We start from the raw sequence: 16,139 nt of genomic DNA on the forward strand, positions 1-16,139 counted from the left end.
ATCCAGCAGATCTATCTCGACACCCCCTACTATGTGACGCCGGCCGACAAGGTGTCGGAAGAGGCTTTTGCCGTCATCCGCGATTCGATGGCGGACAAGAAGATGGCCGGGCTGGCGCGCATCGTGCTCTACAACCGCGAACGCCCGGTGGTGATCGAACCGCGCGGCATGGGCATGGTRCTGACGACGCTGCGCTACGACGACACGGTGCGCGAACGGGACTCCGTCTTCGGCGACATCAAGGATGTGAAGAGCGACCCGGTCATGACCGATCTGGCCGAACGGATCATCGACAAGAAGAAGGCGAAGTTCGATCCCTCTCAGTTCGAGGACAAATATGAGAACGCGCTGCTGGAGCTGATCCGCGCCAGGAAGGCCGGCAGGAAGGCGCCAAAGGCCAAGGCAGAGCCCAAGCCGTCAAACGTCGTCAATCTGTTCGACGCGCTGAAGAAGAGCCTGTCTTCGGATGCCGGCGCATCGAAGGCTTCCACGCCGGCAAAAGCAAAACCCGCGGCCAATCGCACCAAGCCGAAAGCCGGCGCGTCCAAGCGCAAATCGGCCTGAGGATCAGAGACAGATGGCCAGCCTCGAACAGTATCATTCCAAGCGCGATTTCAAGAAGACGTCCGAACCGGCCGGCAAGGTTGCGCCCGGCAAAAACGCCAAGGCTGGCGGCATCTTCGTCATCCATAAGCATGCGGCGACTAGGCTGCATTACGACCTTCGCCTGGAGCATGACGGCGTGCTGTGGAGCTGGGCGGTGACGCGCGGTCCAAGCCTCGACCCGAGTGAGAAACGGCTGGCCGTGCATGTCGAGGACCATCCGATCGACTATGCGCCGTTCGAAGGCACCATTCCCAAGGGCGAATATGGCGGCGGGTCGGTGCTCGTCTGGGACAAGGGCACCTGGGTTCCCGAAATCGACCCGGCCAAGGCGATGAAGAAGGGCCATATCACCTTCGAGCTCAAAGGCCACAAGCTGCATGGTCTGTGGCACCTGGTGCGGCTGAAGCCGCGCGCGGGCGAAAAGCGCGAGAACTGGCTGCTGATCAAATCGGACGATGCCGCGGCGCGCCCTGGCGAGGACATTCTGAAGGAGGCGCCGGAATCGGTGAAGTCGGGCCTGACKATCGAGGAGATCGGCGAAGGCAAGGCCGCCAGGGGCGAGAAGCCTGATGTCTGGCATTCCAACAAGCCGGTCGCCGGCAAGGCAAAGACCAGCAGGCGCCTGGACTTCGTCGAACCGCAGCTTGCGACGCTGGAGCGGGACGCACCGCCGGGCAAGGACTGGCTGCACGAGGTCAAGTTCGACGGCTATCGCATGCAGGCGCAGATTGCCGGCACGGAGGTGCAGCTGCTGACCCGTACCGGGCTCGACTGGACGGAAAAATTCGGCGGCGCGATTGCCGCGGAACTCGCCGGACTGAAATGCAGCGACGCCATCATCGATGGCGAGATCGTCGTGTTGGCCGACAGCGGCGTGTCGTCCTTCGCGCTGTTGCAGGCCGACCTGTCCGCGAAACGGACAGATCGCTTCATCTACTATGTGTTCGACTTGATGCGGCTGGACGGCAAGGATTTGCGCGGCGAGCCGCTGGTCGAGCGCAAGCAGGCCTTGCAGGACCTGCTTGGCAAGCTGGAGAACTCGGCCGTCCGTTTCAGCGACCATTTCGCCGAGCCCGGCAAGATCATGCTGGAGCATGCCTGCCGCATGGGGCTGGAAGGCGTCGTCTCCAAGCGCGCCGATGCGCCCTATCGCAGCGGGCGCGGACCTTCCTGGGTGAAGTCGAAATGCACGGCGCGGCAGGAATTCGTCATCGGCGGCTATTTGCCGTCGGACAAGACCGGGCGCGGGCTGCGCTCGCTGCTGGTCGGGTATCACGAGAATGGCGAACTGCACTATGCCGGCCGTGTCGGCACCGGCTTCTCGGCCAAGACCGCCAGCGAACTCAAGACAAGACTCGATGCGCTGAAGGCGGAGCATTCGCCCTTCGACAAGGCCGTGCCGAAAGGCAAGGGCCTGGTCTGGGTGAAGCCCGAACTGGTCGGCGAAGTGGAGTTCCGGAGCTGGACATCCGACCGTATAATACGCCATGCATCGTTCCAGGGATTGCGCGAGGACAAGCCGGCGGAGGAAGTCGTGCAGGAAAAGCCCCAGTCTTCGACAGGGAAGAGCCCGGCCAAGGCGAGGCCGGTGCCAGGCAGCGCTGGCAAACCTGCCGGAGCGACGACGACCAGCGTAAAGCTTTCCCACCCCGACAAGCTGCTGTGGCCCGAGGAAAAGATTTCCAAGCAGGGCCTGCTCGACCACTACGCGTTGGTGTGGCCGCGCATGGAACAGTTCATCGTCAACCGACCGCTCAGCCTTGTAAGAGCGCCGGACGGCGTCGGCGGCCCGCGCTTCTTCCAGAAACATGCCTCGGCCGGCATGAGCGACAAGATCGCCCGGATGAAGGACCCGACCGACGGCGAGGAGATTCTGTTCATCCGCGATTTCGACGGCGTCGCAGCACTCGTCCAGTACGGCGTGGTGGAGATCCACATCTGGGGCTGCACCGTCGCTGCGCTGGAACAGCCGGACCAGATCATCTTCGACCTTGACCCCGATGAGGGCGTCGACGTGAAAGCCGTGCGCGAGGCCGCACTCGATATCAGAGGCAAACTTGAAGAGCTGTCGCTGCCGAATTTCGTCAAGACCTCAGGCGGCAAGGGCTACCACGTCGTGATGCCGCTGAAACCATCGGCGGATTGGGACGCAGTGAAAACCTTTGCGCATGATTTTGCCAAGGCGCTGGAACAGGCCTCGCCCGACCGCTACACGGCGACGCTGTCGAAAAAGGCGCGCACGGGAAAGATCTTCGTCGACTATCTGCGCAATGGCCGGGGCTCGACGACGGTCGCGCCCTATTCGTCACGCGCCAAGAAGGGCGCCACCGTGTCGATGCCTGTGACGTGGGCCGAGATCGAGGCGGGACTGGCGCCGAACGCTTTCCCGATCGGCGACAAGACGACGCTGAAGCAGCTGGCGGAAGCCGATCCTTGGGCGGATTTCTTCGGGCAGGGGAAGGTGCTGGGGCGGGGCTAGTTTCTTCCGCACATGCTCGGGCTGTCCCGCCAACATCTCAGCCCAAAAACACCCTCTCGAAAGCCTGCTTGCCCGGCGGTGAGAAAATGACCGCGCGGCTGTCCTTCTCGCGGCGCGCCCATTTTTCGGCAAGGATCTTGTCGAGGATAGCGGCACCCAACGTGCCGGCGAGGTGCGAACGGCGCACGCTCCAGTCGAGGCAGGCGCGGCAGACCGGCCGGCGCGGTTTGGCATCGACATCGATGCCGATGGCTGCGAAATGCGGTGCCGCCGACGGCCCGAGCCTGATCTCCTTGTCGTCGCGCAGCAGGATTTCCTTCTCGACAAAACGATCGAGCATCGCCACCGCCTGCTCGCCGGCGAGGTGGTCGTAACAGACGCGTGCCACGCGCATGGCGCCGTCACGCGGGCCCGGCCGCACGCGCTTTGGGCCAACGGCTTCGGCGACACCGGTGATGGCCTCGATCATGCCCGCCACCTGGGGTCCAGCGAGGCCGTAATAGCGGTGCCTTCCCTGGCTCGCCAACGTCAGCAGCCCGCCCTCCATCAGCTTGGACAGATGCGAGCTCGCCGTCGGCAGCGACACGCCTGCCTCGAGCGCCAGTTCGCTCGCGGTCAAGGCCGTGCCGCCCATCAGCGCGTTGAGCATGTTTGCCCGCGCCGGATCGCCGACCAGGCTGGCGATGCGGGCGATGTCGGGTCCTTCACGCATAGTTCGTTCCTCATCGAAGCATTCTTGTCAGATAAGCATTATTCTCCGACCAGATCAAGGAGACGACGATGACAACCGCTTCCACCTCCGCACCGCCGCTCACCAGCTGCCGATCGTTCCCGTTCGTCACCTGGTTCCGTTTGCGGCTGCTGGCTCGCTGGCATGACCGCTATGTGCAGCGCCTCGACCTTGCCGAGATCGACGATCATTTGCTGCGCGACCTCGGCCTGACACCGGAAGACGTGCGCCGTGAATGCGCGAAATCCTTCTGGCAGGCATGACCCGCAAGGGAATTGCCTAGCACATTGACCCTGGGGATGCTTCGACCCCGCTCGAAATGTCGCCGCAAGAAGACATCAACCCGCCAAGGAGACCACTATGACCATCACCTGCTTCATCCGTTATGAGATCGACCCGTTCGGCAAGGCGGCCTTCGAGGAGTATGCCCGCAACTGGGGCCAGGTCATTCCGCGCTGCGGCGCCGACCTGATCGGCTATTTCGCGCCGCATGAGGGCTCGGCCACGACGGCCTACGCCGCCTACAACATCGACAGCCTGGCGGCCTACGAGGCCTACCGCGCCCGGCTTGCCGCCGACCCTGCCGGTAAGGCAAACTATGAGTTCGCCCGCCGTGAAAAGTTCATCCAGAGGGAGGATCGCATGTTCCTGAAACTGGCTTCCGGCCCACACGCGAAACTGGTGCTGCCGTGATCGCCGTCATCTTCGAGGTCGAACCAGCGGCGGGCAGGCGCGATGCCTATCTCCGCATCGCTGCTGACCTGCGCCCTCTGCTCGACGGCATCGACGGGTTTGTCTCGATCGAGCGCTTCCAGAGTCTCTCCGACCCGAATCGCATCCTGTCCTTATCGTTCTGGCGCGACGAGGAGGCGGTCAAGGCCTGGCGCAACACCGAGGAGCACCGGCAGGCGCAGAAGGCCGGCCGTGGCGGTATCTTTGCCGGCTACCGTCTGCGTATCGCCCATGTCGTGCGTGACTACGGCCTGACGGAGAGGGCCGAGGCGCCGGCGGATAGCCGCGCAGTGAATGGATGAGGGTTAGCGGGTAGGTGTCGGCGTTGCCCCTCATCCGCCTGCCTGCACCCGGGGAGAAGGGTAGCGCTCCAACGCTGGCGACCCCCTCTCCCCGTTCTTCGCGGGAGAGGGTAAGGGTGAGGGGCGCCGACCCTCGTCGTCAAACTAAGCATTCCCGATCAGCACGCCGGCCGCGAACACCAGCGCGCCGCCTAGCACCACCTGGAAGGCGGCACGCAGGAAGGGCGTCTGCATATAGCGGTTCTGGACGAAGGCTATCGCCCACAATTCGAAGAACACCACCACCGCGGCGACCGCCGTCGCCGTCCAGAATTGCGGGATGAGATAGGGCAGCGCGTGACCGAGCCCGCCGAGCGTCGTCATGATGCCGACAGTGAGGCCGCGCTTGATCGGCGAGCCGCGGCCCGACAGCTTGCCGTCGTCGGACGCAACCTCGGTGAAGCCCATCGAAATGCCGGCGCCGATCGAGGCGGCGAGGCCGACAAGGAGCGTCTGCCAGGTATCATGCGTGGCGAAAGCCGCGGCGAAGATCGGCGCCAGCGTCGACACCGACCCGTCCATCAGCCCGGCCAGCCCCGGCTGCACATAGGTGAGGATGAACTGACGCTGCTCGGCAACTGCCTCTTCGTCTTTCACCTCGCCCGGCACGTGCTTTTGTTCCAGACGCTGCGCCAGCGTTTCGTGGCCCTGCTCGGCCACCGCCAAATCGTCGAGCAGTTTTCGGGTGGAAGCATCGGTGGTGCGCTTGGCCGCCTCGACGTAGAACAGATAGGCGCGCCGCTCCATCGCCTCGGCCTGGCTGCGTACATGCTCGATACCGAGCGGTCTCACCAGCCAGTCAGGCTTGCGTTCGAAGTAGCCTTTCACATGTTCGCGCCGGATCAGCGGAATGCGATCGCCGAACCGCTTGCGGAAAAGCTCGATCAGCGAGTCGCGATGGCCATCCTCTTCCTCGGCCATCTCCTCGAACACCTTTGCCGATTGCGGAAAGCTTTCCGCCAGTCCGTCGGCGTAGGCCCGGTAGATGCGCCCGTCATCTTCTTCGGACGAAATGGCCAGTGCCAGGATCTCCTGTTCGGAGAGCGATTCGAAGGGACGGCGGCCGAAACCGAAAACACGGGAAAGCATGAGGAATTCACCCTAGTTTAGAATGGTTCTAAACTAGGGTTTGATGTGCCCCAGGTCAATGCGCGCCTGGGTCGCGGTCAACAATTGTTGAAGCCCGCGCGCGAGCCGCACCTCTTCATTATCAGCGAATGTTCACCTATATTTGGCACTAAGCCAAGGAAAAGGATTCCGCAGATGACGGCAAAACAGCCCCCGCAACACTATGACCCCAAGCCCGTTCTCGATCTCATCGCCAGCATCGAGGCCGATCTGCGGCGCCTGAAAGACATGGTCGAGCAGCAGGTCGAGAAATTCGACCCCGCCAACCCGCACAACAAGGCCCCGGACGGCAAGTTGACCGAAGAGGGCGTCGAGTGCTGCTACCGCATGTTCGACGAAGGCAAGTCGCGCTATTCGGTCGCCCAGCAGATGAAAATCTCCTTCGCCGCCGCCACCCACCGCTTCAACAGCTGGCGCAAGCTGGGGGGCACCAGGCGGCAACGGGCGTTGTTGGGATAAGTGGCGGTTGGCCGCACGGCACAAACGCCGGCAAGACTCCCAAACCTTGTAACCGTCACATTTTTTCGTTGGTGTCGCGCGGCTGTTTCCGTGCACCATGGCCTGGCCATTTTTTCGCAGGATCCGCCATGACCACCCCTCCCGGCATAGAAGACATCCATCGCGCCGCAGCCCGGCTGTCCGGCCTGATCGTCGAGACGCCGTTGATCGAATCGCAGGAGTTGAACAAGCACTTCGGTGCCCGCATCCTGTTCAAGCCGGAGACGCTGCAGCGCACCGGCTCGTTCAAGTTCCGCGGCGCCTACAACAAGCTCTCCTCACTCAGCGAAGAGGAGCGCAGCCGTGGCGTCGTCGCCTTCTCGTCGGGCAACCACGCACAGGGCGTCGCTGCGGCGTCGGCGATGTTCGGCGTCAAGGCGGTCATCGCCATGCCGGCCGACGCGCCGGTAATGAAGGTCGGCAATGTCCGCAAGATGGGGGCCGAGGTGGTGCCGTTCGACCGCTTTCGCGACGACCGCATGACCGTGGTGCGCCCTTACATCGAGAAAGGCATGGTGCTGGTGCCGCCCTTCGACGACCCGGCCATCATCGCCGGCCAGGGCACGATCGGCCTCGAATTGATGCGCCAGGCGAAAGCGCTTGGCGTCAGCCTCGACGCCGTGGTCATCCCTTGCGGCGGCGGTGGCCTGTCGAGCGGCATTTCCATCGCCGTCAAGGACGCCTCTCCCAGCACTTCGGTCTGGGCGGTGGAGCCCGAGCATTTCGACGACACCCGCCTTTCGCTGGCCGCCGGCGCCAGGGTTTCGAACGAGCCGGGCCACAATTCGATCTGCGATGCGATCCTGACAGCCGAGCCCGGCGTGATCACCTTCGAGATCAACCGCAGAAACCTTGCCGGGGCCATCGCCGTCTCCGACAAGGCGACGGCGCAGGCGATGCGCGATGCCATGGCCTATCTCAAGCTGGTGGTCGAACCCGGCGGCTGCGTCGCGCTGGCGGCCCTGTCATCGGGCGAGATCGAGCTATCCGGCAAATGCGTTGCCGTGGTGCTGTCCGGCGGCAATGTCGATTTCGGGACTTATGCGGAGATCATGGCGGCGGCGTAGACGAAGAACGCGGCCGCCCAGGGTGACAGCCGCAGCGATCCTTCGCACCCCCCTCTGCCCTACCGGGCATCTCCCTGGCAAGGGGGGAGATTGGGCGTTATCTCTGCTTTCGCCAATCGCCGCCATCGCAGGAGCAAGCGCCGCGCTGAAACTGCCGATCTCCCCCTTGCGGGGGAGATGGCCGGCAGGCCAGAGGGGGGCGCTGTCCCTCCGGCCTTCAAAACTTCCGCAAAGCTTACGCCAACGGCGCGGCATCTAATCCAGCGTCCGCCGGAACCGGACCAGTGCGACGCCGGCAAACAATGCCACGAACACCACCAGCCAGCCGATCTCCGTTGCCACCGCGGGCAGTTCGGCGCCCTTCAGCATCACGGCGCGGATGATGCGCAGGAAATGCGTCAGCGGCAGGATCTCGCCGAACGCCTGCGCCCAGGTCGGCATGCCGCGATAGGGGAACATGAAGCCGGACAGCATGATCGACGGCAGGAAGAAGAAGAAGGTGAGCTGCAGCGCCTGCATCTGCGTGCGGGCGATAGTCGAGATCGTGTAGCCGAGCAGCACCAGCGCCAGCACGAAGATCAGCACGGCGGTGAGGAGCAGCGACATCGACCCGGTGAAGGGGATGGCGAACAAGAGCTTGGCCGCCGCCAGCACCACCACCACCTGCACGCCGCCGACCGCCAGATAGGGCAGCACCTTGCCCATCATGATCTCGAGCGGGCTGGACGGCATCGCCAGCAGGTTCTCCATGGTGCCGCGCTCGGTCTCACGGGTCAGCGCGATCGAGGTCATCATCACCATSGTCATCTGCAGGATGACGCCGAGCAGGCCGGGCACGATGTTGTATTGCGAGATGCCTTCGGGGTTGTAGCGCCGGTGCACCACCACTTCGAGCTGGCCAAGGGCTGCCTCGGCGGCCGCCTCCTGCATGCCGCGCGCCCTGAGCAGGGCCTGGCTGGCGACGGTGCCGAGCGTCGAGATGGCGCCGCTGGCGACAGCCGGGTCGGTGGCGTCGGCCTCGATCAGGATCTGCGGGCTGTCGCCGCGTTCGACCCGACGGGCGAAATCGGCGGGGATGGTGACGACGAAGGCGACATCGCCGCGCGACATCAGGAACTCCGCGTCGGCCGCACTTTGCGAGACATGGTCGAAACGGTAGTAGCCTGTCGTCTGCAGCGCCGAGACCATGGCGCGCGTGTAGGGGTCGCTGCTCGTCGCAACCAGCGCGGCCGGCAGGCTCTTCGGGTCGTTGTTGATGGCATAGCCGAACAACACGAGCTGCATCAGTGGCACGCCGAGCATCATGGCGAAGGTGATGCGGTCGCGCCGCATCTGGATAAACTCCTTGATCAGCAGCGCGCCAAGGCGGGCGAAGGAAAAGACACTGTTCATGCCATGTTGTCCTTCGAGCCGGACATGAACTGGATAAAGACGTCCTCGAGGCTGGTTTCGCCCGGCGCCACCTTCACGCCCTTATGCTCCTTCTCGACATCTGCGAGCGCGGCTTCCAGCTTCTTCCTGTCGGAACCGACGACATGCAGCGTGGCACCGAACGGCGCCACCTGGTCGACGCCGGGCCGGCCCTGAAGCGCTTCCGCCACCTGGTCGAGCCGCGGGCCCTGCAGGACGAAAGTGGTCAGCCCGGCATTTTCCACCACCTCGGCGACGGTGCCGGTGGCCAGCATCTTGCCGTAGGAAATGTAGCTGATGCGGTGGCAGCGCTCAGCCTCGTCCATATAGTGGGTGGAGACCAGCACGGTCAGCCCGCCGCTGGCGAGGCGATGGATCTCGTCCCAGAATTCGCGCCGCGCCTTCGGATCGACGCCCGCCGTCGGCTCGTCGAGCAACAGCAGCTTCGGCTTGTGCATGATGCAGGCGGCCAGCGCCAGCCGCTGCTTCCAGCCGCCCGACAAGGTGCCGGCCAACTGGTTGCGGCGCGTCGTCAGGCCGAGCTCCTCCAGCGTACGCGCCACATGCTCCTCGACCGGCTTCAACCGGTAAAGCCGCGCGACGAATTCGAGATTCTCGCCAATCGTCAGATCCTCGTAGAACGAGAATTTCTGCGTCATGTAGCCGACTTCGCGCTTGATGCGCAGGCTGTCGGTGCGGATGTCGAAGCCGAGCACCGTGCCTTCACCCTCGTCGGGCGTCAGCAGGCCGCACATGATGCGGATGGTGGTGGTCTTGCCCGAACCGTTGGGCCCGAGAAAGCCGACGATCTCGCCTTCGGCGACGGTCATCGTCACATGGTCGACGACGGTCTTGTCGCCAAACCGCTTGACCAGACCATGGACGTCGATGGCGTTCATTTTCCGCCATCCGCGAGATCGACATCGACGATCTGGCCCGGCTGCAGCGGGCCGGCGTCGCCCTCCGGCCGCGCCTCGACCAGATAGACCAGCTTCTGCCGGTTCTCCAACGAATAGATCACCGGCGGGGTAAATTCGGGATCCGGCGAGACGTAGCTGACCCGCGCCTTCACGTCCGGGCCGCAGCCGTCGCAATGGACGCCGAGCAAGGTGCCGACCTTGACCGAGGAGAAGGCAGCTTCCGGGATGTAGACGCTGAGCTTTACGGCGCCGTCGGGCAGGATCGAAATGACCGGTGAGGTCGGGCCGGCGGTGTCGCCCGGATTGCGGATGACATCGTTGACGCGGCCCGGCGACGGCGACGCCAGCACCCGCTTCGACAGCCGCCACCGCGCCTGCTCCAGGGTTGCCTGCGCCTGCTTGACCTGGTTGTCGGCGGCCTTGATCGTTTCCGGGCGCGCCGGCAGGCCGCCGACAGCGAGATTGGCATTGGCCTGGCCGACCTGCGCGTTGGCTGTCTCCAGTGTCGCCGAAGCGGTGTCGAAATCGGCCTGCGTGCCGGCGCCGCGCTTGAACAGATCGGCGGCGCGGTCGTATTTGCGCTTGGCGTCGGCGGCCTGCGCGCTGGCCATGTCGACCTCGGCCCTGAGCACCGCGATCTCTTCCGGGCGCTTGCCGATCTGCAGGTCGGCCAATTGCGCCTGGGCCTGGGCTAGGCCGGCCTCGGCCTGCGCGACCGCGATCTTGGCATCGGCGCTTTCCAGCGTCACCACGGTCGTGCCGGGTGTGACACGATCGCCGCGCTTGACGGTGACGGTCTCGACCTGCGCCACCTCGATCGGCGCCAGCAGCACATAGTCGCCCTCGACATAGCCGACGGCCAGCGGCGCTGCCGGCGCACAGGCGCTGAAAAGCTGCGCGGCGAGCGGCAGCGAACACAGAAAGCTCATGGTCTTTGCCCCTTCATCCCTGGCCCTTGCGGGCAGCCAATATGGCCTTGAGATTGCCCGATGTGACCGCCACCACCTTGGCTGCCTCTGCGGCGCCAATGTCGTTCCAGCCCATGCGGCGCATCACCGCCTCGCGGCCGATGCGGAAATAGATGACCTGGCCGATCAGCGTGAACACGGTGAGCCTCGTGGCCTCGCTTTCGGCCGGCTCTCCCGTCGCCTGCTCCCAGAGCTGGCACAGCCGGCGGTGCGTCGGCTCGAACACGCCGTCATAGATGCGGTCGAGCGCTGCCGTCGGATGCGAAAGCTCGCGCAGCACGAACTGGACGATCTCGCCGGCCTGCGGGCTGGCAACGACAAAGCCGACCATCCGCTCCAGCGCCGCGAAGAGCAGCGCTTGCGCCGCCTCCGGATTGGCCGGTCCTGCCACTGCCGCCGGCACATTGCCGAGCGCCGGGCCGGCAACCGTCTGGATGGTCTCGACGATGAAGTCGGCGGCTGCGGCGCGAAGGCCCTCCTTGCCGCCGAAATGATAGGCGATCGAGCCGATATTGGCCTCTGCCTCGGCAGCGATCTGGCGCGTCGAGGTGCCGTCGAAACCCTGCCGTCCGAACAGTTTCAGCGCCGCCTGAACGAGGGCCGCGCGCGTCATCTCGGCGGGTGACGTCTCGCGACGGGGACTTCCGGTGTCGGGTAACTTGATCATGAGGCGCACTTTAATCAATCGATTGATTAAAGTCAATGGATGACTCAAACTTGCGTACGCAACCATCTTGCCACGGCCGGCCGTTAACGCTTTAGTGCGCGGCCATGGGCAAGGAAGTCGAACGCAAATTCCTGGTCTCCGGCACAGCATGGCGGGATCTGGTCGAGGCGGATATCCGCATTCGCCAGTTCTATCTTGCCGCGACCCCCGGCCGAACCCTGCGCATCCGCATCAGCGACGAAGCTTCCGCCAAGCTGACGCTCAAATTCGGCAGCAGGGCGCGCGTGCGCGACGAATTCGAATATCCGATCCCGCTGGCGGACGCCCTGGAGATGCTGGCCTTCGCGCTCGGACGTGTCATAGAGAAGACACGCCACCATGTTAGGCATCGCGGCCATCTCTATGAGGTGGATGTCTTTGGCGGCCCGCTTGCGGGACTTGTGGTCGCCGAACTTGAGACGCCGGAGGACGTGCCTGACGAAATGCTGCCTGACTGGCTCGGCCGAGAGGTCACTGGCGAGTCTGAATTTTACAACGCGTCGCTCGCCCTCGGGGGGATTCCGGAGATCGCCGCATGAGTTTTCGCATCGATCCGCGCCTGCCGCTGACCGGCGAGGTCAGGCGTATCCTTGCCGAGGAAATCGGCAAGGCATTGGCCCATCTCGACGCAGCGCGCAGCCGGCCGGAACAGGGGCTGCACAAATGCCGCAAGCGGCTGAAGAGCGCGCGCGCCTTGCTGCGGCTTGTTCGTTCCGGTGACGGAACATTCTGCGAGACCGAGAACCAATGCTACCGCAACGTGGCGGGCCTGCTTGCCGGGCCGCGCGAGGCGACGGCGCTGATCGAGACCGTCGACCGGCTGGCGGCAAGCTTTCCCAAGGAGAGCGCCGACGACGGGCTGGCTGCGGTGCGCGACAGGCTGATTGCCCGGCAGCATGAATTGCACGAAGGCGCCGGGCTCGACGCGGCAATCGCTGCTGCGACCGCCGCTTGCGAGGAAGGCCTGCACCGGATCGAAACCCTCGCTCTGCCCGATCAGCCGGAACAGGCCGCCGATGTGCTTGCCGAAGGCGCCCGCGCCACCTTGCGCCGGGCCAGGAAAGCGCTCGACAAGGCCGGATCGCGCGGCGCGGCCAATGATTTCCACGATCTGCGCAAGGCGGCCAAGACGCACGGCATGCATCTGTCGCTGCTCGGCAGGCTGTGGCCGACGCCGATCAAGGCCAGGCGCAAGGCGGTCGACGCACTGGGTGAACGGCTGGGCGACCTGCATGACCTGTTCGTTATGCGCGACCTGCTCGAGGCCGATGACCGTCCGCTCGGATCGCCCGAAGACACCAGGCTCCTGGGCAAGCTTCTGAAGCGGTCGGAAAAGCAGCTGAAGAAGTCCTGCCTGGCTGAGGCGGCCGAGCTGTTCGGCGACAGTCCCAAACGCTCGACACGCAAGCTGGCACGCAAGGCGCGCGGAGATCTGGCCGAGGCAGCCCAGGACGATCTGATCGCAACCGCCGGCTGACGGAGCTGTCCTCTCCCTTCTCCCCTTGTGGAGGGGGAGCTGACGTCGGCGCAACCACCCTCCCGCTGGCACCCAGCGCCTGCCCGTGCTAATCGGCATTTGGCATGACCGAGCTCAGAGACACGCTTCTGGATCGACTTGGCCGCCGGCTCGCCGGCGCGCTGCAGGAAGAGTCTTCCGGCTACGAACCTTATACCCCGTCCGATGCCGAGACGCTGCGCCGTGCGCTGGAGCCCGGCGACATCCTGTTGATCGAGGGCAATCAGAAGATCTCGGCGGTGATCAAGTACCTGACCCAGTCGACCTGGTCGCATGCGGCCCTTTATGTCGGCGATGCGTTGCCCGAGCCGCAAGACGGAACGGAGCGGCCGCGGCTGATCGAGGTCTCGATGGGCGAAGGCTGCGTTGCCGTGCCGCTGTCGCGCTATCGCACCTACAACACCCGCATCTGCCGGGCAAGCGGCCTGGCGCCGGAGGACCGCGACAGGGTCGTCGCCTTCATGATCGGTAAGCTCGGCCTGAAATACGATCTCAAGAACATTCTCGACATGCTGCGCTATTTCCTGCCGGCGCCGCCGGTGCCGGTGCGCTGGCGCCGACGCATGCTGGCATTCGGCTCCGGCGACCCGACACGGGCCATCTGTTCCTCGCTGATCGCCGAGGCCTACGGCCAGATCCGCTATCCGATCCTGCCCGAAATCACCCGCGCGCCCGGCCGTGCTTCGGCGCAGTCCAACTATTCACGCAGGGAAATCCTGCATATCCGCCACCACTCGCTCTACACGCCGCGCGATTTCGACCTGTCGCCCTATTTCCGCATCGTCAAGCCGACGCTGGAATACGGGTTCGACTACCGGGCGGTGACGTGGGACGACAAGGCAAGCTCAGACGCCGCACCCGCAAAGGCTGGGGCAATCGCCTCAGACAGGTGATGGACATGCCCCCTATGGCGCGGCCTACCGCCTTCCAGCCGGGGTGCAGGCGTTTCACATGGCGGCCTACATCACGCCGAAACCGCACCCTGGTTTTCGGCTCTATGTTCGATCCAGACATGGACCGGTTCGTCCCGGCCCCGGATGCTCACCGGTCCATGATCGCGCGCATTCAACTGTGTCGTGGGCGATTCCGCCTTCGCGGCGTCAATCAGTCGTGACCCAAAGCAAATATTCGCCTGGAGCTCACGGCATAGTGACTGCAAACGGCTGGCAACGTTGACGGTGTCGCCAACCACCGCGAAGGACAGATTGCGCTCGCTGCCGACCGCGCCGATGACAACTGCGCCATATTGTGCACCGATCCGAACGTCCAGCGGCGGGTATCCCCTGGACACCCGCTGTACATTCCAGTCTTCGAGAGCGGCGACCATCGCTTCAGCGCACTGGATGGCCCGAGTCGCGTCGTCATGGCTGGCTTGCGGAACCCCGAATGTCGCCATGATGCAATCGCCGATATAGTTATCGACGGTGCCATGGTGGTCGAAAACGACCTGTTCCATGCGACGGTGGAACTGACGCAGAAGTTCGAACACTGCTTCGGCCGGATGATCCTCGGAATAGTGTGTGAAGCCGACGATGTCGGCGAACAGCACCGCGATATCCTGCCGGCGGACCGGGCCGAAGGGCTCGTCATCGGTGGCGAGCTGGTCGACGACATTGGGCGAAAAATGCCGGGCGAGATTGGCGCGGGCGCGCTCTGCCTTCACATAGTCTTCCGACAGATGTCGGGAACGAAAGACGACCAGCGCCATGATCGCGCCGATAATCAGCACAACCAACACGTTGGTCGCCTGCGCAAATGTATCGACGAAATTGGGGTTGAGATAAAGGTTCAGTCGCTCTGTCATCGGCAGCGAATAGAGGTTCGTCGCCGGAATGACGGTTCCCGGATGATAAATCACCCATTCCACCCCGATCGCCCATGTCAAGGCCGCGAGCGCGCCAAGATAGAGCGCCAATCGTGTCGAAAGGGTCAGCGCGCCAAGGCATACGAAAATCAGCAGGAATTTGAAGCTGCCCTCGCGCAGTTGCATCGCGGCCGGCGCGACCTCCAGGGAAAACGGGTTGGGCGTTACCAGCAGAACGGTCAACAGAATGATGTCCAGCGTACCGACGAGGTAACCGATCCACCATCGCGCCGTCGTGCGACGGCGCGCAAAGAGAAACTGGATCAGGCCGATGAGCTGGAACAGCACGAGGCCCGTCAGCACGAAGAGCAGCGAAGCATCCCAGCGGCTGATCAATGAAAAGAAGCAGGCGATCACAGCGAGCGATGCCGTACGCGCCCAGAACTGCAATGCAGCACCCTGGCGTTCTGCGCGCGCCCGCAAATTTTTCAGGCGCGAATAGCGGCGAAGTTCAAGTGTTGGCGCGGTCGGCATAGGATCACTTCGATTTCACGGGGGACGTGCCACGCATCGGCAAACCCGCCCTCTACAGTCTGACAAATCAGTGCGCGAACTCTATCATGAATGTGATTTCATTCTGAAACGCGGCTGCAGAGAGCAAAAATATCCGGAAAAAAGATCATGGTGAAAACCGAAGCAGGACAGGCGGAAGCTCCCTGTTCAGGTCACCAAAAACCGCAGCGCCCGGCGTTATTCTCTGCATGGATGCGTTCGGCCGGCGCTGGGCGGCATGGCGGAACGCTTGGCTGCAGAGGGCTATACCGTGTTGGTGCCGGATCTGTTCTATCCCAACGCGCCCTATCCTGCTCGGGATGATTGGCCGTTTCAGGCCGGTAACGGGCGGCGTCCCTTTGCAGCGGCGGCGGGCCGATCGAACGCTCCGGCATCGCGCGGATGCGGCCCAATCGGCATGATCGCCGGAAACGGTGTTGCACCAAACGCGAACGTCCATTTGTAGCCGACCAATCCATCCTCCGGCGTGGTGTGCTGGTCGTGGTGGGCAAGCAATTTGACACGCCCGGCGAGCTCCTCCGCCTCGCGCCGCACCATCTCCGCCGTCTCCGGCCGCATCCGCCTGGAGAAGCTGACGAAGGTCGCTTCGTTGTCGATATGGGTGATGGCCCAGCCGATGAAATTCTTGTTGGTTATCTCGAACAGCGGCCTGAGCGGCCCT

At 64.1% G+C, this 16,139-nt stretch carries 17 protein-coding genes and 1 pseudogene; 10 read left to right on the forward strand and 8 right to left on the reverse strand.

The window, feature by feature from the left end:
* Nucleotides 1-564 (forward strand): non-homologous end joining protein Ku (gene ku, locus ACXJ7R_RS10350; protein ID WP_457151745.1); only part of this gene is annotated, 564 nt, incomplete at its 5' end.
* A gap of 13 nt (nt 565-577) precedes the next feature.
* Nucleotides 578-3,085, forward strand: a complete 2,508-nt coding sequence (ligD, locus tag ACXJ7R_RS10355; protein WP_457151746.1) for a DNA ligase D — start codon at nt 578-580, stop codon at nt 3,083-3,085.
* A gap of 37 nt (nt 3,086-3,122) precedes the next feature.
* On the opposite strand, the gene ACXJ7R_RS10360 is transcribed toward ligD, so the two are convergent.
* Nucleotides 3,123-3,797 (reverse strand): ArsR/SmtB family transcription factor, encoded by a 675-nt coding sequence (locus ACXJ7R_RS10360; protein WP_457151747.1) that lies wholly within the window; start codon nt 3,795-3,797, stop codon nt 3,123-3,125.
* Nucleotides 3,798-3,865: 68 nt separating this feature from the next.
* Between ACXJ7R_RS10360 and ACXJ7R_RS10365 the strand changes: the two genes are divergently transcribed.
* The 3 genes from ACXJ7R_RS10365 to ACXJ7R_RS10375 all read left to right on the forward strand — a co-directional run bounded on the left by ACXJ7R_RS10365 (nt 3,866) and on the right by ACXJ7R_RS10375 (nt 4,849).
* Nucleotides 3,866-4,078: a DUF1127 domain-containing protein gene (locus tag ACXJ7R_RS10365; protein WP_457151748.1), complete on the forward strand. Its 213-nt coding sequence runs from the start codon at nt 3,866-3,868 to the stop codon at nt 4,076-4,078.
* A 97-nt stretch (nt 4,079-4,175) separates the two neighbouring features.
* On the forward strand, nt 4,176-4,508 hold the full coding sequence (locus ACXJ7R_RS10370; protein WP_095083814.1) for an NIPSNAP family protein: 333 nt from the start codon (nt 4,176-4,178) through the stop codon (nt 4,506-4,508).
* Nucleotides 4,505-4,849: an antibiotic biosynthesis monooxygenase gene (locus tag ACXJ7R_RS10375; protein WP_184872815.1), complete on the forward strand. Its 345-nt coding sequence runs from the start codon at nt 4,505-4,507 to the stop codon at nt 4,847-4,849. The genes ACXJ7R_RS10370 and ACXJ7R_RS10375 overlap by 4 nt, the downstream gene beginning before the upstream one ends.
* A gap of 144 nt (nt 4,850-4,993) precedes the next feature.
* Here ACXJ7R_RS10375 and mbfA read toward each other — a convergent pair whose 3' ends face one another.
* Nucleotides 4,994-5,977: an iron exporter MbfA gene (gene mbfA, locus ACXJ7R_RS10380; RefSeq protein WP_457151749.1), complete on the reverse strand. Its 984-nt coding sequence runs from the start codon at nt 5,975-5,977 to the stop codon at nt 4,994-4,996.
* Between the two features lie 174 nt (nt 5,978-6,151).
* Here mbfA and ACXJ7R_RS10385 point away from each other — a divergent pair, with 174 nt between their 5' ends.
* Both ACXJ7R_RS10385 and ACXJ7R_RS10390 read left to right on the forward strand, forming a co-directional pair.
* Nucleotides 6,152-6,475, forward strand: a complete 324-nt coding sequence (locus ACXJ7R_RS10385) for a hypothetical protein (protein ID WP_457151750.1) — start codon at nt 6,152-6,154, stop codon at nt 6,473-6,475.
* Between the two features lie 128 nt (nt 6,476-6,603).
* The gene (locus ACXJ7R_RS10390) at nt 6,604-7,581 is read left to right on the forward strand and encodes a threonine/serine dehydratase (RefSeq protein WP_457151751.1); all 978 of its coding nucleotides are present in this window, start codon (nt 6,604-6,606) and stop codon (nt 7,579-7,581) included.
* Between the two features lie 255 nt (nt 7,582-7,836).
* Here ACXJ7R_RS10390 and ACXJ7R_RS10395 read toward each other — a convergent pair whose 3' ends face one another.
* From ACXJ7R_RS10395 to ACXJ7R_RS10410, 4 genes are read right to left on the reverse strand one after another with little or no spacing between them, the layout of a single operon-like run.
* The gene (locus tag ACXJ7R_RS10395) at nt 7,837-8,973 is read right to left on the reverse strand and encodes an ABC transporter permease (RefSeq protein WP_095083823.1); all 1,137 of its coding nucleotides are present in this window, start codon (nt 8,971-8,973) and stop codon (nt 7,837-7,839) included.
* A complete protein-coding gene (locus ACXJ7R_RS10400; protein WP_457151752.1) occupies nt 8,970-9,890 on the reverse strand; it encodes an ABC transporter ATP-binding protein in 921 nt (306 codons plus the stop codon). Before ACXJ7R_RS10400 ends, ACXJ7R_RS10395 begins: the two co-directional genes overlap by 4 nt.
* The gene (locus ACXJ7R_RS10405; protein ID WP_457151753.1) at nt 9,887-10,840 is read right to left on the reverse strand and encodes an HlyD family secretion protein; all 954 of its coding nucleotides are present in this window, start codon (nt 10,838-10,840) and stop codon (nt 9,887-9,889) included. The genes ACXJ7R_RS10400 and ACXJ7R_RS10405 overlap by 4 nt, the downstream gene beginning before the upstream one ends.
* A 13-nt stretch (nt 10,841-10,853) precedes the next feature.
* Nucleotides 10,854-11,546 (reverse strand): CerR family C-terminal domain-containing protein, encoded by a 693-nt coding sequence (locus tag ACXJ7R_RS10410; protein ID WP_457151754.1) that lies wholly within the window; start codon nt 11,544-11,546, stop codon nt 10,854-10,856.
* A gap of 104 nt (nt 11,547-11,650) precedes the next feature.
* Between ACXJ7R_RS10410 and ACXJ7R_RS10415 the strand changes: the two genes are divergently transcribed.
* The 3 genes from ACXJ7R_RS10415 (at nt 11,651) to ACXJ7R_RS10425 (ending at nt 13,994) form a co-directional block, all read left to right on the forward strand.
* Nucleotides 11,651-12,124, forward strand: a complete 474-nt coding sequence (locus ACXJ7R_RS10415) for a CYTH domain-containing protein (protein ID WP_457151755.1) — start codon at nt 11,651-11,653, stop codon at nt 12,122-12,124.
* Nucleotides 12,121-13,062 carry a CHAD domain-containing protein gene (locus ACXJ7R_RS10420; protein ID WP_457151756.1) on the forward strand — a complete coding sequence of 314 codons (942 nt, stop codon included), beginning with the start codon at nt 12,121-12,123 and terminating at the stop codon, nt 13,060-13,062. The genes ACXJ7R_RS10415 and ACXJ7R_RS10420 overlap by 4 nt, the downstream gene beginning before the upstream one ends.
* Nucleotides 13,063-13,166: 104 nt before the next feature.
* Nucleotides 13,167-13,994, forward strand: coding sequence for a lipo-like protein (locus ACXJ7R_RS10425; protein WP_457151757.1), 828 nt, complete (start codon nt 13,167-13,169; stop codon nt 13,992-13,994).
* 71 nt (nt 13,995-14,065) lie between these two features.
* On the opposite strand, the gene ACXJ7R_RS10430 is transcribed toward ACXJ7R_RS10425, so the two are convergent.
* Together ACXJ7R_RS10430 and ACXJ7R_RS10435 are read right to left on the reverse strand one after the other, a co-directional pair.
* Nucleotides 14,066-15,439, reverse strand: coding sequence for an adenylate/guanylate cyclase domain-containing protein (locus tag ACXJ7R_RS10430; RefSeq protein WP_095083830.1), 1,374 nt, complete (start codon nt 15,437-15,439; stop codon nt 14,066-14,068).
* A gap of 351 nt (nt 15,440-15,790) precedes the next feature.
* A pseudogene (locus ACXJ7R_RS10435) lies at nt 15,791-16,139 on the reverse strand (helix-turn-helix domain-containing protein); the annotation flags it as partial.

The sequence above is a fragment of the Mesorhizobium sp. P5_C1 genome (assembly GCF_054049815.1).